Below are 22523 nucleotides of genomic sequence, written 5' to 3'. Positions count from 1 at the left end.
ATTTGGAACGCGAAGTAGCCGAATTTCACGCTGGTCTTTGCGTCACACAAGCGAGCGCAGGCGCTCAATGTCGTCCTTGCGCGTCGCAAAGCTCGTAACGAAGCGGCACAGCACTTCATCATCGGCGATGGGCGCGGCATACCAATGCGGCGCGCGCCAATCGTAGAAGGCCGCGCCCCCTGCGCGCAGCTGGGCGGCAGTATCTTTTCCCAAGATCGGAAAGACTTCGTTCGCATCCGGCTGCCATGCGAGGCGCGCCGTGGGCAGCCCGTCAAGCGCCTCTGCAAGCTGCGCCGCCATCGCGTTGGCGTGGCGCGCGTTGCGAAGCCAAAGATCGTCAGCGAGATACGCCTCAAATTGGGCGGCAACAAAGCGCGACTTGGAGAAGAGTTGCGCTCCGCGCTTGTGGTGAAACGCGAACTCGGCCGCGCGCGCCGGATCGAACAGCACAACCGCCTCGGCGCACCAGCAACCATTCTTCGTGCCTCCGAAGGAGAGCAGGTCTACGCCGCGCCGCCATGTCATATCGGCGGGCGTACACTCCAGCACGACGAGCGCGTTGGCAAAACGTGCACCGTCCATATGGAGGGGCAATTCATGCGCGCGCGCGACTGCGGCAATTGCGTCGATTTCATCCAAGGAGTGCAATGTTCCGATTTCGGTCGCCTGCGTGATCGAAATCGCAGCCGGGCGCCCGCCATGCACGACGCCCGGAGGAAAAAGACCGATCGCCTCCGTCAATGCCGCAGGATTCATCTTGCCGCGATCGCCCTCCACGGCATGCAGCCGCAGGCCGGACGAAAAGAACTCCGGCGCACCGCACTCGTCTTCAAGAATGTGAGCCTCCGCATGGCAGAACACCATGCCGCCCGGCTTCGAGCGGGAGGCCAGCGCAAGCGAATTGGCGGCAGTGCCGGTGGCGACGAAAAACACCGCGACATCACGCTCGAATATTTCGCTGAACCGGGCCGCAACCCGTTTGTCCCAGGCGCCGTTGCCATAGGCGGGATCGAACCCGCCCGCCGCATCGGCGAGTGCGGCGGACACGGCGGTATGCGCCCCTGCCCAATTGTCGGATGCAAAGAACATGTCAGATTTCCGTCAAGCGTGAAGGATTGCCATTGCAGCATCGTGCAGGCGCGGATTGGCCGCCGCCACGATGCCGCCGCCCAGTTCGGCCGGTCCGCCGTCCCAATTCGTGATCACGCCGCCGGCCTGCTCGACAATGGGGACCAGCGCAACGATGTCGTATGGCTGCAAGGCCGTTTCCACCACCAGATCGATCTGCCCCGCCGCGACCATGACATAGGCGTAGCAATCCGTTCCGTAGCGCGAAAGCTGGACCGCGCTTTCCAGTCGCTGGAATGCGGCCAACTGGTCGCCGACAAAAAGCTTTGGCGTTGTTGTGCAAAGTCTTGCCGCGCCGAGCGAATCCGTCGCGCTGGTGGCAAGAGCGGTCTTGCCATGCGGGCCTTCGTAGAAGGCGCCTTTGCCGTCGGCGTAAAACAATTCGCCGATGAAGGGCTGCGCCATCATTCCGGCAATCGCGTCACCGTTACGCGTGAGGCCGACCAATGTTCCCCACAGCGGAATGCCGGAGATGAAGGAACGCGTCCCGTCGATCGGGTCGATCACCCAGACAAATTCCGCATCAGCGTTCTCCGCGCCGAATTCCTCACCCAGAATGCCGTGGCCCGGATATGAGTCGTTGATGAGCGCGCGAATTGCCTTTTCGGCCTGCCTGTCCGCCTCGGTTACTGGATCGAAGCCGCCTTGCACCTTGTTGCTCACATCGCCCCTCTGGCGGAAGCGCGGAAGCGACTCGCGCGCCGCAATCGCCGCGATGCGGCGCATGAATTCCGGATCGATGTGCAAGGTGCCCTCTTTGCCGAACTTACCTAACGTCAACAAATTGATGCTGCGAATGCGAATAGGAACGCTTGACATTTGTGCGTCGCAACATAGTCTACTTCCTGGACAGTTTGTTCTGTCCGCGCCCAGCTTGGGCGTTTCCTCCCTAGACTTGACCGCATCGCGCAAACGGTGCGGTTCTTTTTTGGTCTACTCCGCCGCCAGCGGCAAATCCCCGAAATAGTAATCCGGCAGGGCCATCAGGTCGGCGGCGAAGGCCGTTATTTCCGCCGATAAGGCTGAAAAACCCTCGGTCCGTTGCAGGCTTTGCTCATCCATATAGAGGCCACGATTGATTTCAATCTGGATCGCATGGATACCTTGTGCCGGCCTGCCATAATGTTCCGTGATGTAGCCGCCCGCATAGGGTCGATTGTGTGCCACGGTAAAGCCGCGCTCCGCAAGCAACTGGATCGCCGCTTCCGAAAGGCTGCGCGAGGCCGAACTGCCGAACCTGTCGCCTATGATGAAATCGGGCCGCACGCCATTGTCGCCGAGGCGCACGCCCGCCGGCATGGAATGACAATCGATCAGGACAGCGTATCCGAACATGCTGCGCGTCGATTTGAGCAATTCCTTCAATGCGGCGTGGTATGGCCGGTACAGCAATTCGATTCGGTCAGCAGCCTCTGCGAAGGGGAGGCGATGCGCATATATTTCCGCGCCCTCCCCCACCAGGCGCGGAACGGTGCCCAGTCCGCCGGCCACACGCGGCGAACGCGTGTTGGCAAACGGCGGCAGCGGATCGAGAAACATGCGAGGATCGAGCTCCCACGGCTCACGGTTGACGTCCAGATAGGCGCGCGGAAAATGCGCCGCGAGAAGCGGCGCGCCGAGCGCGGGAACGCAGGCGAACAATTCGTCGACATAGCAATCCTCGGAGCGCCGTATCGAATGCGAATCGAGGCGTGACAGGCCGATGAACCTTTCGGGATAGCGCCGTCCGCTGTGAGGCGAGTTGAAGACGAACGGAACTCTCTGCTCGGCGGCACGGCTGATTGTGAACGCCTGCGCGGGGGAAAAATCCTCCGAAACGCTCACGCCTGCACTCCGTTGTTCGCTTGAACCATGACCCAAACTGCCATTTGCACAGGCGGGTGTCCAGCGCGATCGAATCGGTCACCCACGCGGATTAGTTTGGGCTAAATTCACTTGATGTTTACCATCCCGCGGACATATGAATGATGGTTAATTTGGGAATGCTTCGGCCAACCGAAGCCGGACGGATACGAATTCAATGGCGCGCATTCTGCTTGCAGAAGACGATGAGGACATGCGCCGCTTCCTGGTGAAAGCCCTGGAGCGCGCAGGATATCAGGTGATCGATTTCGATAATGGCGCCAGCGCCTTTGAGCGTCTGCGCGAGGAACCCTTCTCCCTGCTGCTGACCGATATCGTGATGCCCGAAATGGACGGTATCGAACTTGCGCGGCGGGCAACCGAGATCGACCCCGACCTTAAGGTGATGTTCATTACCGGCTTTGCCGCCGTCGCGTTGAACCCTGATTCCAAGGCTCCGCGCGACGCAAAGATACTGTCCAAGCCGTTTCACCTTCGCGAACTTGTCACGGAAGTTGAGAAGATGCTGCAAGCTGCTTAGGCTGGCAGTTCGGCGACCCGCATTCGCATCGATTTCGCGGAGAACGGCTATTGACGGCCCGAACCAAAAGTGGTGTATGCGCGGCGCGAATGGGCGTGTAGCTCAGCGGGAGAGCACTACGTTGACATCGTAGGGGTCACAGGTTCAATCCCTGTCACGCCCACCATTCGGTCCCTAGTTTTCTGGCTTGTTGTGAGCGTCTGCAAATAGCCCCGTGTTTTCCGAGGCTTAGTAGCTTTGAGACGGCACATAGTGGGAAGCACTGAGCCCGAACGTGAGATTCCGTCGGCTTTTGCGGGCTCCGTCTCTGTCGGGGCTTTTTGCTGTCCACTATGTCAGGCGGGCTATGCTTGCTTGATCGCAGTGATGCTGGTGTAATGCGGATTGACTGATTTTCAGAATGTCAGCGTGTAACTCACATGCCGAGCAACCTGCCTTGCTCTGCCCAGTTGATCGGCAGATCGATATTACGGGTAAGATGACGCACGCTCAGATCGGGCTGTTGTTGGCCGGTCAGGATTGACTCGACTATACGCGGAGAGAGGAAAGAAAGCGGCAACAGTCGGCTGACATCTTCTGGATGCACGCTGAAGCGTTCTGCAACATCTTTGCGACCAAATCCCTGCCCATCTGTAAGTGCTTCCAGATAGGCATGCGCCCGAGCCACCATCGCAATCAACGGCCGGTCGGGACGGCGATGGGATGACCCCTGCCCTTCTATTACCAGTCGCCGCTCGACACCACGTTGGCGGATGGAAAGCGGCAGATTCACAATATGATAATCCGCATCGTCGATTGCGATTGGCTCTGTAGCTTTCTTTGCTACGCCATAGCGTCGGTTTTTGCCTGATCCGATAATATCCACTGAGCGAGTGTCATCTAGCATGGAAGGCAAATCCATTAGCCAATCAGTGATGGCGTTCCTGTCCATAGCAACGCACAGACGATCGGCGGCAAGGTCAATGCGGCGAATCCCTACGCCGATGATTGTGCGGACTTCTTTTGATGAGGCCGGCGCACTCTCCAGTGCAACCCCTACCTGCCTGGCCTTCACCAATCCCGGCTCGATACGATCTATCCGGCGTGTTGCCGCCATCCATTCTGACAGCAAGACCTCATCGGACAGAACTTTGTTGAGCTCTTGAAGCGCGATCGATTCGATCTCGGATGCTGGAATGCGCCAGCCATCCTGCTGCTCCCGTCTACCGCTCTTCAGCCGGCTGGAGATGTAATAACGATACCGCTTGCCTGCCTTGGTCGCATGGATGGGGCTCAGCCGATCACCAGTCTCGTCGAACAACAGACCGTTCAGAAGATGGATGTCGCGCTGAACCGACCTGCCTCGCTGGCGCGGTGCCTGATCGGCAAGTCTGTTTTGAACCGCGCTGAAAATATCGTCCGGAATGATCGCTGGATGCTCGCCCTCGTAGATTTCTGCGCCATGTCGGATGCGACCCACATAGATAGGATTGGACAACATGTAATAGAGCTTGCCCTTGCCGATTGTCTTCGCTACTCGGCGCCGGCCCTGCCCCGTATCAGCATGAAGCAAGGATGGGAGAGCGTCATCGTCACGTCTCTGGCCGTTGAGCTCTTGCGCCAGCGCAGGAACGGAGCCGAGTTCCAGATAGCGATCGAAGATGGTCCTGACTTCCACCGCTGCAACCTGGTTGACGATTAGTTTCCTGCTCTCCACTCGGTAGCCGAACGGGATGGTACCACCCATCCACATGCCCTTCTTCTTAGAGGCAGCGATCTTGTCGCGTATGCGTTCGGCGGTTACTTCCCGCTCGAACTGCGCAAAGGACAGAAGCACATTCAATGTCAGCCGGCCCATGGAAGTGGTGGTATTGAACTGCTGCGTCACCGAGACGAAGGAGACCTTGTGGCGATCGAAGATCTCCACCATGCGGGCAAAGTCCATCAACGATCGGGTCAGCCGGTCAATCTTGTAGACAACCACGATGTCGACCTTACCGTCGCCAATATCGGCAAGAAGGCGCTGCAGTGCCGGTCGCTCCATCGTGCCGCCGGATATACCACCATCGGCATAGTGGTCCGGCACCAGCTTCCATCCCAGGCCGATCTGCGAGGTGATGAAAGCCGCACAGGCTTCGCGCTGGGCATCAAGCGAGTTGAACTCCTGCTCCAGCCCTTCCTCCGTTGACTTACGGGTATAGATGGCACAGCGAAGTCGGCTCTTACCGCTCATAGCCCGAAGAACCTTGGTCCTGACCAACGCGCGCCAGTAATCCGACGCGCTATTGCAGAGAGTGATCTGTAGGTGACCCCCTCGTAGAGAAAGCCCTCCTCGATCACATCGACCACATAGGCCCGGCCATTCCAGTCTCGCAGCAGCCGAGCTCCAGGCACAAGGAGGCGTCGTTCCACAGGCGATGTGGGATACGGTGGAGAGCGTTCACCGTCCGAAGTTGCGCCAGCGGAAGCGGTGGTAAATGGAGTGCCTACCTCGTTGGACAGTACGATCGATACAGAACTGTCTTCCCGTTTCGTCTGGATGGCCGCAACTCGACCCCTTCGGCATTCCCCTTTGATCCGCTGTACCTCATGGCGCAGCAGGCGCTTCACCTCACCCGAAAAACCTCCCAGCCGCCTAACCTGGATATGCCAGCCAGCTGCATAGACGAGCAGATCCTTCCGTGTTCCGACGGGTGGCAGGCAGCCAAAGACTACCTGCCACCGTGCGACCAGTTCTTCGCGCGACATTGTCGCGAGCCCTTCAAGCTCACGCTCCAGCTTCGTTGCCATTCCTGTGGTCCGATCACTCATGTGCGATCACTTCGACGTGTTCGGAGCATTGTCGATACGATAGCGGCGGACACCATCCGTGCCGATCTCACTGACGAGCGTTAGGCCGAGCTTCTTCCTCACCACCGCCGAGACAAAGCCACGGACCGAATGAGCCTGCCAGCCGGTTGCTTTCATGAGCATTCCAATTGTCGCGCCTTGGGGCGACCTCAGCTTCTTCAGGACGGTCGCGGTTTTTGTGTCCGGGGATCGAGCCGGTTGCTGCCCAGCATTGACGGCCTTTCCAGATGCCGCAATCTTGCAGGATCTGTCTGTAGCAATCCTGCAGGAGTGGGTTGCGGTTTCCGTGGCAGTTTCTTTGGCGGTCTTGGTCCTATAGCTGAGGCTGGCTTTCCCGTCAGCGCCGGCCGAAGGGGCTGCGGCTATAACAGCTTTGGACGCTGTCTCGGCTGCACTTACAAAAAATTCCTTTGTCAGTGCCATCATTCTCTCCATTGGTATCTGGCTTCAACAAACTGGAGCCCGCACTGACCAAAGCCTGCATAAGACGCGGGCGGAGAGGTGGCCTTGATGGCCGTCTTACGGCAGCCGGGTCATTCGCGACCCGGTTCCTGCTAAACAGCAATGCTCTGCTTGCAGGCGAAGTCCAGTCGAAAGTTGCACCGGGCAACCCTAATTAGTGTTCCTGCAAGGCACGTATGGCGACCCGCCAGTTTCGTTCAAGTTCCTCCAGCGTCCCACGCGCGGAACGGGCAACCGAGGAAATCGCGACAGGTTCAATGGAATCGCCTCCCTCACCAGGAATCTGAAAGGCGGCGATCAAACCGTCAAGATGGCGCAAATCCGGTTCCATATCGTCCAATGCTCCAAGCACCGAGTGCATAGTCGCCCCACTGTTCAAAACTCGCCCATTCCCCATTGTCATGCTCCTTCCAAAGCACAGTGCTTCCTTTGCGGAACAAGTCGAGTGGAGGCGGAAAGCAATGTTCGGTACGCAAATCGGCAATGGAAATGCCAATTACTCGACGGCCGAAGTGGGGCCGTGTCCGGACGGTCCGGATGTGGGAAGCGCTCGGCGGTAAGCTGCCATTCTAAATCGGCTCAACAGGCAAAGTTTGCCTAGACCGCTCACGACTTCCAAGTCGCCGTTCCGGCTGCGCCTATCGCCGCCCGAAACCCGCCGTTCCTTCGGCTGCCCTCCGATCGTAAAGGGGGCTATTTGCTGGCTGTCTGGTTTTGGTAGTAAATCGCTAGAAGCCGCCGTTTAGTGCGTGATCCCTGATCGCGCGCATTCGCTCGGCAACTGCCGGAGGACGAATGAAGGATGTCGCCGAAGACCCCGAAAGCTACCTCGCGACGGCGGCAGCGATGCTGTCCGCCGAAGGGCTGACGGATGCCGCCCATGTCCTGCAAGTTGCTACACCGAGAATCGAGGAGACGGGCTACGACAATTGGAACGGAGGGACACGGATATGGACGTTCACTCTTCAGGTTAACCCTACCGCCTACGCCGCACTTGGCTCCAAGCGGGAACTGCTTGAAGAGCAGATCGCATCGCGGCTCAAACCAGTGATCGAACAGTTCAGCACCGATTGGTTCGGTGTCACGATCGCCCCGAAAGTGCAGCCACACCCTGAATGGCGCCATAGCAACGAGGACCTATCGCGCGAAGTTCGGCAAAATATCATTGACGGATTAAAGCTCGACAATGTGCCTTGGAGCGGAAGGCTCGGCGAAGTTGAATTTCTTCAACGCCTCTACGACCTTCAGGCGCTTCCCTCGAACGACTCACGCTTCAAGGACGCAGCAGGTGACATCTGGCAGCATCGCATCAACAACCCGGAGGATTGGGATGACGATTGGGTGTTCGGCGATCGTAGGTTCAACCTGTTGCAGGGACCAACCGACGGTTTCCTACGGTTCCTATGTGAGATGGTCCACCCCGTTGTGAGGCCCGACCGGAACGCTGCCCTTAAGCTCGTAGAGGATTTCAACGACCAACTGCGCCTGGAAGGTTGGCAGCTCATCGAAGAAGAAAAGATCGCCGGTCGGCCGCGTTTCGTCCCACAGCGTGCCCTGGCGGGCGACAGCCGTTCCGCATCGCGGGCGCGGACAGTGGCGGATGCGCTGGATGCCGGGTGGATGCAAAAGGAAATCCAGCGACTCGAAAACGCGGTGGAACGTGATCCTGCGCTTGCGATCGGCACGGCAAAAGACCTTGTCGAAACCTGCTGCAAGACGATCCTGACCAAGCGCGGCATCGAGGTCTCGCGCAAGGCCGATCTGCCGGAGCTGACCAAACTTCTCGCGAAAGAACTGAAGCTGGTTCCGGAAGGTATTCCGGACATGGCGAAAGGTGCCGAGACGGTTCGTCTGATCCTGCGCAATCTCACGGCACTCACGCAGTATCTCGCGGAGCTGCGCGGCCTTTACGGCTCCGGACATGGCCGCGACGGAAAGCATCGTGGTCTCGAACCCCGGCATGCCCGACTGGCGGTCGGTGCGGCGGTTGCATTCATCGACTTCATGACCGAAACGCATCACCAACGGCCAGCACCAAAAGCCGACGAGTCCAACGTATAAATCTGTTCATGGGCGTTGGGGCGGAAACCGCCGGGCCGTGTCTGCTTATGGCGGAGAGAAAGTTCTCGTGATCGTTTAACATGGAGGCGGGTTTCCACCAGATCGAGACCTATACGAATCCTTTGACCGTCCATCCCGAGAAGGATTCATTCTGGCACATCGGGCCGAGAACGGACTGGCAGCTTACGAAATGCTGTTGTTAGAAGCGGCCGTTCAGATGCGAGCTAAAGCCAGTCCATAAGCATCGCCACCTGTTCGGAGGTCAAGGGAGCCGCTGCTCGGCCGGCATACACGTCTCGGAAAATGCCGTACTTGATGCCGATCTCGGCAACGATTTGATCGATGTCAGACTTTCCGTCCTCTTGTTTGGCTCGATTCACGATCGTAGCGATCGAAGACCGATAGTATTCGGCCAGGTTGAGTATTACCGACTCGAGGTAGCTCGGCGTCCGCCCGGCGTGCACAAGCTGGTTACGCGCCCTGTAAACCCGATGGATCTGCCAACGGACGCGGTCCGCATGGTCGCAAATCGTCCGATTTGCCGACTTCACATCCTTATAGTCATTCTGGAGCTTCCAAACCCTGTGAAGGGCTAAAGGGTTGTCCTTTAGGATGCCGGTCAGGATCGTCCGGCGGTCGGCGTGCTCGGGGAGGAACATGAGCTGCGAGAACGCCCGATAGCCTTGCATCTCCCTGTACTCCGGCATTGCCCGCAGCAGCCGGTTGAGTTTCGTTCGGTGTCCGATAAGGAGTTCTTCATAGACCGCATTGACCTGTCGGCGGCTATGACGGGACACAATGCATGGTGCGATCAGGGATGCATAATGAACGATTCTCGCTTCGTCCTTGGGGTTCGCTCAGAAGGACCTCCACTGCTGACCAGAGGGATATGAGCTGGTTCTCCGGACTGCCCGATGTCCGCGCCAGTGCGGCGGTCCTGATGGAGCTAAGCAGCCGCTCGGTTGAAGGTGCATCGAAATTCTCGCTGATGCTCCGCGCGTAGTTGCTGATCGTCTTACTGCGGATCGGCGTCTTGGCACTCGCCGTTCGCTTTCGTGCCGAGAGGAAGTCGCCCTTGGTGATAGCCACGCCCTGCTGAGCCCGCAGTCGGGTAACATGCATGGTGTGGCCCCACTCGACCTGCATCCCGTAGGGATCAAGGTAGGCAATCGCCCGCTGGGCACCGAGCAGCTGATAGCAGGAATCCATGGCCCCGTGTGGGTCCAGGTGGGACAGCTGAATTTCAAGAACGGCGGGCAGGTTTTCATGGCCAGGATTCAGCTGGAGAGTATCGATCTGTTCATTCTCGAAGTCCTCCTTGAGGCGGATCACATAACCGAGCCTCTGAAGGTATGCGCCAAGGTCCCGTGTCACGGCCGCGAGGACAATGAAACGCTTCTCCTTGCCATCGAACTCGCGAAAGAACTTGGACAAGGTGCTGCGGCCGATGCGCTGGATGTCTTCCGAGAAAAAGAACTCATCGACAACGCTCAGGACATACCGTCGTGAGTATCCGAGATTGATGAGGTGGCTACAGTAAAATCCAGCAAGCTTACGAACTTCGATTTTTTGGTTAGGCTGGTCGAAACAGGCAAGGATCAGCTCTTCCAGCTTACTCTTGTAGGCTCTGGAAATCAGCTTCAGGATCAGGCGAATGTGGGAAGCCATCGCCTCAATGGAAAAGCCTTTACTTTTCATAATCTTCGATAGCGAAGCGATTTCCTGCTCCGCTAAATCTTTTGCGGCCGAGTCCTTCCCGAAAGACCAGGTCAACTCTTCGACAATTGGTTCCAGAACTGCCTGTGGAACCCGCTCCCGCCTCACATCATCGCAAAGCTGGAGCGCTTCCTTCAGACGCGCGTTCGTATCCAGAGAGTAGACGCGAAAGCTTTCAAAGGTAGTCGGGATGAGCATCTCGCTCATCAGCTGTGCAAAGAATAGGATACCTCTACTTCCAGCGGTATCCGGCCAGGCATTCTTTGGTGGTCGCACCGTCTCCCCCGAGTAGCGGCGATTCGAAAAGTTACCCATTGTTTGCCGCAGAATTCAAGCTGGCGCTGAGAAACTTCAGTTACGCCCTCCAGAGCCCCTGGCAGACCACACTCCGGAGGCGGCAGCGACGGCACCGGTCTAACCAACTGTCGAGCTCGTCGCCATCCCGCCCCCGCCTGGTCGGACATTTTTTTTGTCATGATCGGCAAGCGCGCAGTTGGTAAAGTTGCATGACGATGAAGGAGTTGGGATGGAGAATTGGCAGGTGGAAGAACTGCAAGAGAAGGCAATTTGCGCTGGTTGTGTCGGGGAAAAATATCTCTCCGACGAGATCAGCCGTGATGGCGCCGATCGGGTGTGCCACTATTGCGGCGAGAGCGGAAAATCCTATACGCTCGAAGAGATGGCTGGGTGCATCGAACACGCCTTCGAGGATCATTATACGCGCACCCCCACCGATCCCGATGGCTTCGAGTGGGCCATGCAGAAGGATCCGGAGATCGACTATTCATGGGAGCGGGAGGGCGAGCAGACGATCTATGCGATCATGAATGCCGCCGACATTCCCGAGGAGGCCGCTGGCGACATCCAGGCAATTCTGGCCTATGAGCACGACGACTTCGAAATGGACCAGATGGGCGAGGAAACGCCCTTTGCTGAAGAAGCGCACTACGAAGAGATCATGCCGGGCGATGAAGAGTGGCAAGAGGGCTGGCGACTCTTTGAGCGGACCATAAAATCCGAAGCGCGCTTCTTCAGCCGAACGGCTGCCGCACAGCTCTCCGCGCTCTTCGATGACATCGATCAGCTCCGCACGCGTGACAGCGAAACTCTAATTGTCGATGCTGGGCCGGGTACGGCCCTAAGCGAGCTATTCCGTGCGCGTGCCTTCCAATCGGATGACAAGCTGAAGACCGCTTTGATGCGCCCCGACCGGGGAATGGGCGCACCGCCATCGTCGCTCGCGGCCGCCGGCCGCATGAACGCCAAGGGGATTTCGACATTCTATGGCGCGACCGAGCCTCATATCGCTCTCGCGGAGGTACGGCCGCCCGTCGGTAGCCAGGTGGCAATCGCCCGCTTTGAGATCGTTCGGCCGCTTCGCCTGCTTGACCTCAACAAGCTGGAGCAAATCAGCGAAGGCGGGAGCATCTTCGATCCGGGCTACGCGCGGCGTCTGGGCCGGGTGATGTTCCTGCGCAAGCTTACGGGGCGCATCGCGCGGCCCGTCATGCCCGATGACCAGGACAGTGAATATCTGGCGACGCAGGCCATCGCTGATTATCTCGCTACCGAAGGGAAAGTTCCCTTGGACGGAATCATCTTCCCGTCCGTCCAAGCCGGCAATGAGGGCGTCAACGTGGTGCTCTTTCAAAAGGCGTCGCGCGCCGAAGAGATGGATATTCCCAAAGGCACCGACCTCAGTGCTGATACTTGCCATGACACAGCGGATGGTCCCGAACGCGAGTACACCGTAATCGAGCGCGTGCCGCCGCCCGAGCCAGAGCCTAAGAAGCCGGCGACACCTAGCTTCTTCGATCCGTCAGCCATCGATTGGGCTGAGCTGAGGACGAATTACGATAACCGCGAGATCACGCTTAAGGTCGATCCTGCAGGCATCACGGTGCACGTCGTGGAGGCCGTCGGCTTCAAGACGGATGAGCACCCGGTCAGGCGATATCGATGGGCGAAGCTTGATGCAAAGGACGAACCATTCTGAAATTGGTAGGTCACAGGGGAGGAGTACCGGTGGAGAGCGCGGAGCAACCCACGATCGCTTAGGCGGCAAGCATGTCCGCTTCCGGTAGAAGTTTCTGAGGGGATGAATGACCGGGATGGGGGCGCAAAGCAGACGTATCCGCCAGACCTACGCGACTTCATCTTTGATCACTTCGAAATTCGAAGCTGACCCGAAGCTTTGACAGTGTGACGTCGGTCGTATCCCTGCCGGTCGCCATGTGAATACGTCCGATCCTGGAAATATCGTGTCAAGCTTCGAGGTGAGCCAGGTGCCACTGAGGTAGGCTTCAAACCAGCCATGGAGTCCATTCGATGGTCGACTGGAGCCGGCGACGGCCAAGCCAGAAGACGGGGCACTCTACCCGCGGCATCGAGAGGCCAGCTGGAAGCTCGAAGAACGCCGCCAAGGCACAAAAACCTCGCAAGTGGAAATGCGCGCCCGCATTGCCGAATCCTAAATGTCCCTATTGACGGGACCATGTCCTATTTGATAGCTGTCCCGTACTGAGATCAGAAATGCATTCAACGGGACGGTTATGGAAAAGCTCATCATCACAGTGACCTGCGACAGCGACTCGGCTTTTCCCGGAAATCCGTACAACCCGACGCCCAAGGGTGTGGATGCGGTGGTTGCCGAATACCTGCGCGGTATCGATGCCGGTGCGGCGATCAGCCATATTCACGGACCGCGCAAGCTTGACGACGCGCCCCAGCCGGACGGCGCGCGGCTGTCTTCGCTGGAGATCCCCGGCTGGGGCAAGATGCGGGAAGCGATCATGAGCCAGCGCGACACGATCATGCAGTACGGCATTGCCAGCGGCAGGTTTGCGCAGCGCAAGGAGCTCATTCGGACCTACAAGCCGGATATGCTTTCAGTGGCATTCGTCGCCCATGACGAATGCTTCGACTATGATCCCAGCCGCGTTCCCAAGGAGATCTACGGCATTCACTCTCGCACCGAGCTTGAGGAATACTGCACGCTCTGCTCTGAGCTGGGCATCAAGATCGAGGTCGAGGCCTTCCACACAGGGGGCTTCTGGAATGCGCAGCGCATGATCGACAAGGGCCTGCTTGCAGACCCGGTCTGGATCACCTGCTTCTTCGGCTGGAAGGGTGGCGCATGGACGCCTCCTACGCCGGATGCGGTCCTGTATATGCAGCGCCATCTGCCGGAGGGCGCCAACTGGAACGCCAGTGTGATGGACCCCAAGGAGCATTGGAAAGTGCTCAGCGCCGCGATTGCCGCCGGCGGCCACGTCCGCGTCGGAATGGAGGACAATCCCTTCGTGCGTGACGGCGAATATGCACGCACCAACGCCGAACTCGTCGAAAAGATCGTCCGCATCGCACGCGAAATCGGCAGGGATATCGCAACGCCTCAAGAAGCCAGGGAAATCATAGGCCTGGGAGACAAGGCAAGAAGTAGTGAAGTCAAGATCAAAGCAGACCAGTACGTCTAAAGAGAGCGGGGGACTGGTAAACCTCGTCGTTGAAACGATGTACGCATTGTCAGAGCAACCCGAGGGGTCCAGCATTCGCGCAATCGCAGAGCAGACCGGCAGCAGCCGGAGTTCTACTCATCGGACATTGCAGTTCCTCGCCAGGGGCGGCTACACGGAGCAGACGAGCAACGGAAGCTATATTGTCGGTCCGCGCCTGCTTTCGCTCTCGGCACGCGTGTTCGGAGTCGTGCCGGTCCTGCAGATCGCTCGCGCAACCATGAGCGATCTGGCCAAGCGTATCGACGAGACCTGTTACCTCGCGACATATTCAGTTGGCGACGGATTTTGCACATACATCAATCGCGTCGAAAGCACGCACCTTGTCCGACATATACAGCCGCTTGGAGCGCGCATGCCTCTGAATGCCGGCGCAGTTGGCAAGGCGATCTTGGCCTCCTTGCCTGATTTCGACCTCACCACGCTCGACCTGATCCGGTACACAGCGAGCACCTTGGCAACAATCCCCGAACTGGAAGCCGATTTGCTCATAACTCGCAAGCGCGGATATGCCCTGAGTATCGAGGAACGCGTCATGGGCGTCACCGGCGTGGCCTCAGCAGTGTTTTCGCACGGCACAGCGGTCGGGGCTTTGACTGTTTCGATTCCGCAATCACGGGTGCCGTGCAGGGGTCTCGATGAGATCGGCGCAATTGTGCGCGAGCAGGCGGCGGAACTTACCTCGGCGCTGACGGCGATGGGTGCAAAGCACATCTAGTCATCGCCGCATTCATACAGGTTTTTGATTCGCAGGTTCGTGGCAGACATGGCTTGCACAGGATAGTTCAGAGGTAGAAAATGCGTATTGCTACATTCCTCCGTGACGGTCAGGATTCTGTCGGGATTGTCGACGTTGAGCATAATCGTCTTCTTGATCTGCAATCCGCATGGCCATCCGCGCCACGCTCGGTGGAGAAGTTCATTGAAGGCGGCGCTACGGCGCTGACCGGCGCAAGGAATGCTGTCAGATCAACGGAGGAAAGCGGTACTTTTTGGGTCCCACTGGGTGAATGCCGACTTCGTGCTCCAATTCCGAGGCCGTCCAAGAACGTGTTCTGCGTCGGGCGCAATTACAGACTGCATATCGAAGAAGGCGCAAGAGCACGGGGAGTTGAGCCAATCTTTCCCAAAGCACCCGAATTCTTCACCAAAGCGCCCACCACCGTCATTGGCCACGAGGATGAGGTCAACGTCAGCGAAAACGTCACGAAGCAACTTGATTACGAAGTCGAACTGGCGGTCATAATTGGAAAAACGTGCCGTGATGTGAGCCGGGAGGACGCGCGTTCCGTCATCTTCGGATATACAGTCCTGAATGATGTCTCTGCACGCGATCTTCAATTCCGACATGTCCAGTTCTTCAAGGGCAAAACCTTGGACACGACCTGCCCGATCGGCCCCTGGATCGTGACAGCCGACGAGTTTGGCGCTCCGGACGGGCATCGCATCACCTTGAGGGTCAACGGCGAGACCAGACAGGATTCCGTTACCACCGACATGCTTTTCGGGATCGATGAGATCATTGAAAGCCTCTCGGCAGGACTGACTCTCGAGACCGGAGACATCATCACCACCGGCACGCCATCCGGCGTTGGAATGGGGTTGGTGCCGCAAGTCTGGCTGCAAGAGGGAGATGTCGTGGAAGCCGAAATCGACGGCATCGGCGTGCTACGGAACACCATTCGCCGACCGGCCTAGGCCGAAATTCAGCACGCAGCGATTCACTCGTGCCTCGCTGCAAGCATAATAATGCATTGCAGGTTGCTGTGGCGCCCAAACGGGGTAATCGATCAATCTGCCGGAGTTAATGCGAATGAGTGGCGAGCGCGAGCAACCCAAAATCAGCACAATCGAGTGCGACTATGCGATCATCGGTGCCGGTTCCGCAGGATGCGTCCTTGCAAATCGCCTGTCTGCGCGGTCATCAAACTCGGTCGTGCTGGTCGAAGCCGGTATGGATTTTGCACCCGACAACGTGCCGAGTGACATCGCTGACGTCTATCCCACTTCATACTACAATAAATCCTACATGTGGCCCGGCCTGAAAGCGCACTGGCGCACGACCGCCACTTCGCCCGCGGTACCAATCGACCAGGCTCGGGTGATGGGCGGTGGCTCCTCGGTAATGGGCACGCTCGCGTTGCGCGGCTGTCCCGTAGACTATGACGAATGGGAAGAGCTTGGCGCCAGCGGCTGGAGCTGGCGAGACGTGCTTCCATATTTCATTCGGCTCGAAAACGATCTCAATTTTCGCGGAGAAGGCCACGGCCAGGATGGCCCGATCCCGATCCGTCGCACCCCCCACGAAATGTGGCCTGAATTCACGCGGAGCGCAGAAGCTTTCGCCCGGTCACGCGGTCTTGACTTCATTGAGGACATGAACTGGGATTTCCGAGACGGTTTCTGCATGCAGGCAATGAGCAGTTCGGACGAAGGGCGCGCGACAAATGCAACGCGCTATCTCGATGCCTCGGTTCGCGCACGTGCGAACCTCCGCATCTTGTCGAACACGCAAGTCGAAGACCTGTCCATGGACGGGAAAAAGGTCGTTGGGTTTCGCGCAAGCACACACGCGCATACACTCCAGGTTCGTGCCCGCCACGTGATAGTCTCGGCAGGCGCGCTTCATTCCCCGCTCCTGCTGCTGCGCAGCGGAATTGGCCCTGCAGCACAACTCCAGGCTGCGGGTATAACTGTGAACCTCGATCTGCCCGGTGTCGGGCAGAATCTGCAAAACCACCCTGTGCTCTACATCGGAATGAGAGTGGTGCGGGGTGCGCGTCATGCGCGCAATCTAAGACCGCATCCAACAGGATGCATGCGTTTGAGCAGCGAGGATGGCGAAGGCAGCGATATCTATATCAACGTCCAGAGCAAATCCTCATGGAACGCGCTCGGGCGTCAGATCGGCGTCCTGGCCCCGACGCTGCTCAAGCCAAGATCGGTAGGTTCGGTAACTGTTCGCCGCGACGCACAACGCCTCGATCCGCTCATCGAGTTCAATTTCCTCGATCGTGAGGAAGACCTTTTGCGGCTGGCGAATGCGTTTCGCACCGCCGCGAACCTTGCGTGCTCGCCGGAATTGGGCGCGGTGACGACTGCCCATTTCCCGATCAACTACACTGACAAGATTCGACAGCTGAATCGACTGAGTACGTCGAACTGGCTGAAGGCATCCGCCATATCCTTGGCAATGGATGCGCTGCCACAGCTGTCGGATTTTGCGGTCAAACGACTCAGCAAGGAAAGCAACTCACTGGAGGATTTGCTCAAGGATCAGGATTTGCTCCACTCTCATCTACGTGAGAATGTCGCCGGCCATTTTCACCCATCGGGTACCTGCAAAATGGGGGCGAAGGCGGACAAGATGTCGGTGGTCGATACCCGGTGCGAGGTCCATGGCATGCCGGGACTTGCGGTCGCGGACGCTTCCATCATGCCACGTGTTATACGCGGCAACACAAATATTGCCACGACAATGTTGGCGGAAAAGGCAGCGGATAGTTTCCTCGCTGCCGACTGATCCACCCTGGATAGATATTCAGGTCAGCACGCCTGCCGGTTCGCCAAGATCGCGGTCGCAGGGTCAACGCGCCTGAGCGGCTGTCGGATACTCCTCAGCGAAGATATCCATCTTATACCCCAGTCGCCCGAACAGATGGGACCTTGATTCTTCAGCGAGGGCCTGCATCCTGTGCTTGTCGTAATCCAGTACTGCCCCGCGGAGCTTGCATATGCGGCCGTCGATAATGACGGTATCGACGTTGCCGCGATCAGCCGCCTGGACCACCAGGCCGACCGCGTTCAACAAAGGCATGACGTTAAGTTCATCATGCCGGATGAGGATGACATCGGCCCGTTTGCCAGGTGTGAGGCTTCCGACCGTGTCTGAAAGCCCGGCGCAATAGGCGCCATCTATGGTTACAGCCTCCAGCATATCGCGCACGGTAACGGGACGCGGGGCATGGGTATCGCCGGTAAACCGCCGATTCTGTGCCATTGCCCTCTGCATGAAGAAGGCAACCCGCATCTCGGTAAACATATCGCCTCCGTAGGACCCTTCAAGATCGGCGCTGAGGGCGGGGCGCAATCCGTGATCGATGGCGTGCTGGTAAGTGAAAAAACCTTCCTGCATCGCATACTGGGCATCGGCACGTGGGCATACGTTAACTCGGGCTCCGGTATCCCGAAGAATTTCCCAGCTCTCCTTCGTCAGGCCCGTGCAATGGTTGAAGATATTGTCGGGACCAAGAAAGCCGTCGTCGCGCAGGGAAGGCAGGCTGTTCGCCATTTCGAGACCGAACAGCTCCGTCACGATCCGAATGCCCAGTTTGCGTATTTCTGGCCACATCTCGCGATCGATCCTCGACCAACCGGCAAGTGTGACAAGGGCGTCGTTGGAAGCAAGGCGTTCCTTCCGCAGTCTCTGGAGTTCCCCCGGCCAGTTATTTGCCCATTCGCCGGCCAAAGGTCGACCGGCCGCGAAAACCGCCCTGATACCGGATTCCTGCAGCGCGTCGATGGCGGCGTCAGCATGTTCCGGGGTGCGGCAGTTGTGAGCATTGTCGACAATGGTGGTAATGCCGGAATCAATGCAGGAGATCGCCGTCATCAGATTGCCGGCATACATGTCTTGTGCCCGGAAATGCTGCGCAAGCGACCTGTGTGTCGCGTCTCTGTACTCATCGAGAGTGCGCACATTCGGCATAAGCCGTTTCACCTGTCCGTACCATGCATGCCGGTGCGAATCGACAAATCCGGGCATTACGATCATGTTTGACGCGTCCAGCTCCAACGCATCTGCAACCTCAAGGTCGTGGCCGACGGCTTCGATTCTGGAGCCATCAATAAGAAGATCGGCGCGTTCCAGATCGCCGATTGCCGGGTCCATGCTCAGGACGATTCCCGATTTGATGAGAATGCGGCGCGCAGGGCCGATCTCTTCAATGGTATGACGCTCAGGTTCGTCAGGCTTGCTCGCAGAATTGTCCACAGGACTCACATCCGATACGCCGCGTCAGGACAACCGCCCATGGCTGAGGGCGCTCGCGCGAGGAAAGCGCGCTCCAGCCTCCGGGGCAGCCGCGACGATGGCGTGAACCGCCGCGACAATATCGGTAGCGTCGGGAATGAGATCCATCTCCATGTGTTCATCGTACGGATGGATCACATCTTCCATTGCAAGCCGGCGGACGAGAACAGGGCGCGCAGAGCTTTCCGAGACTCGAGCGATGATCTCCGCTCCCACATTTCCGGTAATAGGGGATTCTTCCGCGACGAGCAGCCTGCCGGTCTTCTCGACCGACCTTTGGATTAGGTCGAAGTCCATGGGCTTTATCGTGCGGGGATCGATCACCTCGACAGACACCCCCTGCTCCGCAAGTTTTTCGGCGGCTTTCTGTGCTTGTTGCCGCATCCACGACCAGGCGACCACGGTGACATCGGTTCCTTCGCAAACAATCTCTCCCTTGCCGATCTCGGTGACGAAATCGTCGTCCGGCAGATCTTGCTCAAGATCGTAAATATGCCTGTGCTCCAGCACCACCGTAGGTTCGCCAGAGCGGACCGCCGCGCGAAGGAGCCCGCAAAGGTCACGGGGCGTTCCCGGACAAAGAATTGTGAGGCCGGGGGCGTGGTGAAGATAGGCTTCCATGCATTGCGAGTGTTCCGGTCCCCGCCCCGGGCCGAAGCCCATCCAGCCACGGATTGTGATCGGCAAGGGACCTTCGCGGTTTTGCTGCTGGCGCCACTTGGGCATGTCCTGCATGACCTCATTGGCAACAACCATAAGGAAATCAGCGGTGTATATTTCGACGATCGGGCGATACCCCGCGAGCGCCAGGCCGAGGGCGGCCCCAAAAAATCCGTTCTCCGACACCGGGGTCTCAATTACCTGTGTGGGGCCGAATGCATCATAAAGACCCCTGCCGGTGCGGCTGGCGCCCGCACGCCTTAGGATCTCGCCGAGATATACGGTCCGCCGGTCACGGGACAATTCGGATCTAAGCGCGAGGTTGACTGCTTCTCGTCCGGTCATGCGTGCCATGTTGCTCTCGCGATTTTCCTGTCTTCCCACGTTGCTTCCTCGGCATGGTCGACGATATCGAATGCCCGCTCGATTTCGGCCCGAGCCGCCGCCTCGGCGGCGTGAATGTCCTGCATCGATCCGCCAAGTTTGGCGATCTGTTCGCGCGCGACGATCAAAGGGTCATGCTTGCGCCACTGCTCGATTTCTTCGGCTGGATGGTAATCGGCATTATCGAACCAGTGGTGAGGATCGATCCGGTAGGTCAGCCCCTCTATCACGCTGGGGCCTTCGCCGCTGCGCGCGTTCGCAATTGCCGTGCTGACGCTCGAAAAGACCTCCGCAGGATTGTTCCCATCGATCACTTCGACCGGAATATCGAAACCCCGCCACACCGAACTCATCCTGCCGCCGGGGTAAAGCCACTCCGTCCGTGAGGAGAACGACCAGCCGTTGTTCTCCGCGACGAAGATAACGGGAAGTTTCCAGAGCACTGCCATATTCATGGCCTCGTACAGGATGCCCCTCGCACCGGCTGCTTCACCGTAGAAACATATCGTCACGTCATCCTTGCCATCGAGCTTGGACGCCAGGGCCAGCCCAGCGGCGATGCCGAAGCGGGTCCCAAAGGCGCCTTCCCTCCCAGGCACACCGAGATCGGGCCTGCTGACATGCATCACGCCGCCCAGCCCTTCGTTGGTTCCGCCCTTCTTCATGAACATGTCGAGCGCTATCTGCTCAACCGGGACACCCTTGGCCATCAGATGGCCATAGCCACGATGCGTGTAGATCATCTGGTCGGTTGGACGGAGCGGATAGACGGACGCGACCATCAGCGCTTCCTGACCGACTCCGGAATGAAAGTGGTGCGGCACGGCCTTGCCGGAGCGATTAAGCTCGTCGCAACGCTCGTCGAAACCGCGGCTCAACACCATCGTCTGATAAACTTTCAGATAATCGGCGAGGTTAAGTTCCGGCGCATTTGACAATGTCGTCGCGGATCCGCTTGCAGGTTCCTTGCCGGTTGCATCATGCTCCAAGTTCTATCTCCCTCAAGCGCACGTTGACGAATTAACGGTCATCGGGCCTAGCCGACACCTGACTATCAATAGGACGCAGTCCCGTCAATAGGGACATGAATGATTCGAGCGGTATTCCCTTTCGCGCCTTGAGCATCCTTATCCGACAAGATGGGAAGTCCGTACGAGGAATTCCGGGGACAGTTCAGCAAGGCTTGACGCCCCCAGCAAGGCAAGATCGCGGTCGACTTCTGCCGACAGCAGCGCGATGGCGCGGCTTACTCCCATCTCTCCGCCAACGGCGGCCGCGAACGAGAAAGGGCGGCCCAAGAAAACGAAATCGGCGCCAAGACTCAGGGCTTTGAGCACATCCGTCCCGCGGCGTATCCCACCGTCGAGCATGACGGTCATTCCATCGGCAGCATCACGAACCGCCGGCAATGCGCGCAGAGGCGCAATTGCGCTGTCCAGGCTTCTTCCTCCGTGGTTCGAAACGATAATCCCGTCCACGCCGCATTCACGCGCCATTCGGGTATCGTCGGGAGAAAGGATTCCCTTCAATATCAGCTTGCCGTGCCAGCGCTTGCGGATGAGACGCATATGGTCCCAAGACAATTTCGAGCGTTGCCCGATCTCCCGCTGCAGATGGCGCGACAGAATAGCCGGGCCACGCGTCACCGCCATGTTCTCGAAATGCGGCATGCCATGCTTCAGCAGGGTCTGCAGCAGGGTGGAAAACAGCCAGGACGGGTGGACAATGCCCTGCCATGCGAGACCGAAACTGGGTCGCAGCGGCTGCGAAAATCCACTGCGGACGTAGTTTTCCGTGCTGGCAGATACTGGAACATCGACCGCCAGAACGAATGTATCGAATCCTGCAGCAGCGACGCGATCGAGCATGCCTTCGATCGCATGCGCCTCGCCGGCCAAATAGGCTTGAAACCATGCCGTCGATCCCTGCCGCCGGACTTCCTCCATGGGGATCAACGACGATCCGCTCAGGATCATGGGGACATCGGCGGTGGCGGCGGCGCGCGCCATGGCGATATCGGCGCGATACCCAAATATCGCCTGAGCGCCCATGGGCGCTATGCCGAAGGGTGCGGCATAGCGGCGTCCAAACAAGACTACCGATTGACTACGTTGCGATACGTCGCGCAGGACACGTGGCAGGAATTCATATTCGGCAAAGCTGGCTTGATTGGAAGACGCGGCAGATCCCGTCTCCGAGGCATTCGAAACGAACGCATACAGCATTCCAGGCAGGCGGCGGCGCGCGGCCTGTTCAAAGTCATTCAAAGAGAGATAGCGCTTCATGCCCTGAACCAGCCCGGGCCAATCAATCGGTGCGGATGGGTACCGCCCCTAGCGGAAATACCCTGATG

General features: G+C 58.5%; 19 protein-coding genes and 1 tRNA gene. 8 read left to right on the top strand and 12 right to left on the bottom strand.

Annotated elements, in window-relative coordinates; genetic code table 11:
• Positions 1 to 42 precede the first annotated feature (42 nt).
• The 3 genes from M9924_11585 to M9924_11575 all read right to left on the bottom strand — a co-directional run bounded on the left by M9924_11585 (position 43) and on the right by M9924_11575 (position 2952).
• The gene (locus tag M9924_11585) at positions 43 to 1089 is read right to left on the bottom strand and encodes a low specificity L-threonine aldolase (GenBank protein MCO5065039.1); all 1047 of its coding nucleotides are present in this window, start codon (positions 1087 to 1089) and stop codon (positions 43 to 45) included.
• A gap of 12 nt (positions 1090 to 1101) precedes the next feature.
• Positions 1102 to 1875 carry a histidinol-phosphatase gene (gene hisN, locus M9924_11580; GenBank protein ID MCO5065038.1) on the bottom strand — a complete coding sequence of 258 codons (774 nt, stop codon included), beginning with the start codon at positions 1873 to 1875 and terminating at the stop codon, positions 1102 to 1104.
• A gap of 186 nt (positions 1876 to 2061) precedes the next feature.
• A complete protein-coding gene (locus M9924_11575) occupies positions 2062 to 2952 on the bottom strand; it encodes an N-formylglutamate amidohydrolase (GenBank protein ID MCO5065037.1) in 891 nt (296 codons plus the stop codon).
• Positions 2953 to 3148: 196 nt separating this feature from the next.
• Between M9924_11575 and M9924_11570 the strand changes: the two genes are divergently transcribed.
• Both M9924_11570 and M9924_11565 read left to right on the top strand, forming a co-directional pair.
• A complete protein-coding gene (locus tag M9924_11570; GenBank protein MCO5065036.1) occupies positions 3149 to 3511 on the top strand; it encodes a response regulator in 363 nt (120 codons plus the stop codon).
• A gap of 91 nt (positions 3512 to 3602) precedes the next feature.
• Positions 3603 to 3677, top strand: a tRNA-Val gene (locus M9924_11565).
• Between the two features lie 249 nt (positions 3678 to 3926).
• Here the strand turns inward: M9924_11565 and M9924_11560 are convergent.
• From M9924_11560 to M9924_11550, 3 genes are read right to left on the bottom strand one after another with little or no spacing between them, the layout of a single operon-like run.
• Complete coding sequence (locus M9924_11560; GenBank protein MCO5065035.1) at positions 3927 to 5723, bottom strand: recombinase family protein; 1797 nt, start codon at positions 5721 to 5723, stop codon at positions 3927 to 3929.
• Positions 5720 to 6280 carry a DUF2924 domain-containing protein gene (locus M9924_11555; protein MCO5065034.1) on the bottom strand — a complete coding sequence of 187 codons (561 nt, stop codon included), beginning with the start codon at positions 6278 to 6280 and terminating at the stop codon, positions 5720 to 5722. The genes M9924_11560 and M9924_11555 overlap by 4 nt, the downstream gene beginning before the upstream one ends.
• A gap of 27 nt (positions 6281 to 6307) precedes the next feature.
• The gene (locus M9924_11550; protein ID MCO5065033.1) at positions 6308 to 6463 is read right to left on the bottom strand and encodes a DUF3489 domain-containing protein; all 156 of its coding nucleotides are present in this window, start codon (positions 6461 to 6463) and stop codon (positions 6308 to 6310) included.
• 1134 nt (positions 6464 to 7597) lie between these two features.
• Here M9924_11550 and M9924_11545 point away from each other — a divergent pair.
• Positions 7598 to 8863, top strand: coding sequence for an abortive infection family protein (locus M9924_11545; protein MCO5065032.1), 1266 nt, complete (start codon positions 7598 to 7600; stop codon positions 8861 to 8863).
• A gap of 224 nt (positions 8864 to 9087) precedes the next feature.
• On the opposite strand, the gene M9924_11540 is transcribed toward M9924_11545, so the two are convergent.
• Both M9924_11540 and M9924_11535 read right to left on the bottom strand, forming a co-directional pair.
• The gene (locus M9924_11540; GenBank protein MCO5065031.1) at positions 9088 to 9552 is read right to left on the bottom strand and encodes a hypothetical protein; all 465 of its coding nucleotides are present in this window, start codon (positions 9550 to 9552) and stop codon (positions 9088 to 9090) included.
• A 94-nt stretch (positions 9553 to 9646) separates the two neighbouring features.
• Positions 9647 to 10786 carry a hypothetical protein gene (locus tag M9924_11535; protein MCO5065030.1) on the bottom strand — a complete coding sequence of 380 codons (1140 nt, stop codon included), beginning with the start codon at positions 10784 to 10786 and terminating at the stop codon, positions 9647 to 9649.
• A gap of 319 nt (positions 10787 to 11105) precedes the next feature.
• On the opposite strand from M9924_11535, the gene M9924_11530 reads away from it, so the two are divergent.
• The 5 genes from M9924_11530 to M9924_11510 all read left to right on the top strand — a co-directional run bounded on the left by M9924_11530 (position 11106) and on the right by M9924_11510 (position 17617).
• Entirely contained in the window at positions 11106 to 12575 is a 1470-nt protein-coding gene (locus tag M9924_11530) for an RES family NAD+ phosphorylase (GenBank protein ID MCO5065029.1), read from the top strand.
• A gap of 556 nt (positions 12576 to 13131) precedes the next feature.
• The gene (locus M9924_11525; protein MCO5065028.1) at positions 13132 to 14055 is read left to right on the top strand and encodes a 3-keto-5-aminohexanoate cleavage protein; all 924 of its coding nucleotides are present in this window, start codon (positions 13132 to 13134) and stop codon (positions 14053 to 14055) included.
• Positions 14056 to 14101: 46 nt separating this feature from the next.
• Positions 14102 to 14812, top strand: a complete 711-nt coding sequence (locus tag M9924_11520; GenBank protein ID MCO5065027.1) for an IclR family transcriptional regulator — start codon at positions 14102 to 14104, stop codon at positions 14810 to 14812.
• Between the two features lie 80 nt (positions 14813 to 14892).
• Positions 14893 to 15792: a fumarylacetoacetate hydrolase family protein gene (locus M9924_11515; GenBank protein ID MCO5065026.1), complete on the top strand. Its 900-nt coding sequence runs from the start codon at positions 14893 to 14895 to the stop codon at positions 15790 to 15792.
• A gap of 115 nt (positions 15793 to 15907) precedes the next feature.
• Positions 15908 to 17617 (top strand): FAD-dependent oxidoreductase, encoded by a 1710-nt coding sequence (locus M9924_11510; protein MCO5065025.1) that lies wholly within the window; start codon positions 15908 to 15910, stop codon positions 17615 to 17617.
• Positions 17618 to 17680: 63 nt separating this feature from the next.
• On the opposite strand, the gene M9924_11505 is transcribed toward M9924_11510, so the two are convergent.
• The 4 genes from M9924_11505 to M9924_11490 form a co-directional block, all read right to left on the bottom strand.
• Positions 17681 to 19087, bottom strand: coding sequence for an amidohydrolase family protein (locus M9924_11505; protein ID MCO5065024.1), 1407 nt, complete (start codon positions 19085 to 19087; stop codon positions 17681 to 17683).
• Positions 19088 to 19111: 24 nt separating this feature from the next.
• On the bottom strand, positions 19112 to 20140 hold the full coding sequence (locus M9924_11500; GenBank protein MCO5065023.1) for a hypothetical protein: 1029 nt from the start codon (positions 20138 to 20140) through the stop codon (positions 19112 to 19114).
• Positions 20128 to 21108: a thiamine pyrophosphate-dependent dehydrogenase E1 component subunit alpha gene (locus M9924_11495; protein MCO5065022.1), complete on the bottom strand. Its 981-nt coding sequence runs from the start codon at positions 21106 to 21108 to the stop codon at positions 20128 to 20130. The genes M9924_11500 and M9924_11495 overlap by 13 nt, the downstream gene beginning before the upstream one ends.
• 189 nt (positions 21109 to 21297) lie before the next feature.
• Positions 21298 to 22455, bottom strand: a complete 1158-nt coding sequence (locus M9924_11490; GenBank protein MCO5065021.1) for an alpha-hydroxy-acid oxidizing protein — start codon at positions 22453 to 22455, stop codon at positions 21298 to 21300.
• Positions 22456 to 22523: the final 68 nt, after the last annotated feature.

It is taken from the genome of Rhizobiaceae bacterium, from assembly GCA_023953835.1.
Taxonomy (GTDB): Bacteria; Pseudomonadota; Alphaproteobacteria; order Rhizobiales; family Rhizobiaceae; genus Mesorhizobium_G.
The sequence above is the reverse complement of the archived record's forward strand: the minus strand, read 5'-3'. Positions and strand labels throughout refer to the sequence as shown.

Bases quoted from the DNA above. Each gene is read 5' to 3' on its own strand.
- M9924_11585 (MCO5065039.1), bottom strand. From the start codon at position 1,089: ATGTTCTTTGCATCCGACAATTGGGCAGGGGCGCATACCGCCGTGTCC.
- M9924_11490 (MCO5065021.1), bottom strand. From the start codon at position 22,455: ATGAAGCGCTATCTCTCTTTGAATGACTTTGAACAGGCCGCGCGCCGC.
- M9924_11555 (MCO5065034.1), bottom strand. From the start codon at position 6,280: ATGGCAACGAAGCTGGAGCGTGAGCTTGAAGGGCTCGCGACAATGTCG.
- M9924_11500 (MCO5065023.1), bottom strand. From the start codon at position 20,140: ATGGCACGCATGACCGGACGAGAAGCAGTCAACCTCGCGCTTAGATCC.
- M9924_11545 (MCO5065032.1), top strand. From the start codon at position 7,598: ATGAAGGATGTCGCCGAAGACCCCGAAAGCTACCTCGCGACGGCGGCA.
- M9924_11570 (MCO5065036.1), top strand. From the start codon at position 3,149: ATGGCGCGCATTCTGCTTGCAGAAGACGATGAGGACATGCGCCGCTTC.
- M9924_11530 (MCO5065029.1), top strand. From the start codon at position 11,106: ATGGAGAATTGGCAGGTGGAAGAACTGCAAGAGAAGGCAATTTGCGCT.
- M9924_11525 (MCO5065028.1), top strand. From the start codon at position 13,132: ATGGAAAAGCTCATCATCACAGTGACCTGCGACAGCGACTCGGCTTTT.
- M9924_11560 (MCO5065035.1), bottom strand. From the start codon at position 5,723: ATGAGCGGTAAGAGCCGACTTCGCTGTGCCATCTATACCCGTAAGTCA.
- M9924_11510 (MCO5065025.1), top strand. From the start codon at position 15,908: ATGAGTGGCGAGCGCGAGCAACCCAAAATCAGCACAATCGAGTGCGAC.
- M9924_11540 (MCO5065031.1), bottom strand. From the start codon at position 9,552: ATGCAAGGCTATCGGGCGTTCTCGCAGCTCATGTTCCTCCCCGAGCAC.
- M9924_11515 (MCO5065026.1), top strand. From the start codon at position 14,893: ATGCGTATTGCTACATTCCTCCGTGACGGTCAGGATTCTGTCGGGATT.
- M9924_11535 (MCO5065030.1), bottom strand. From the start codon at position 10,786: ATGAGCGAGATGCTCATCCCGACTACCTTTGAAAGCTTTCGCGTCTAC.
- M9924_11550 (MCO5065033.1), bottom strand. From the start codon at position 6,463: ATGCTCATGAAAGCAACCGGCTGGCAGGCTCATTCGGTCCGTGGCTTT.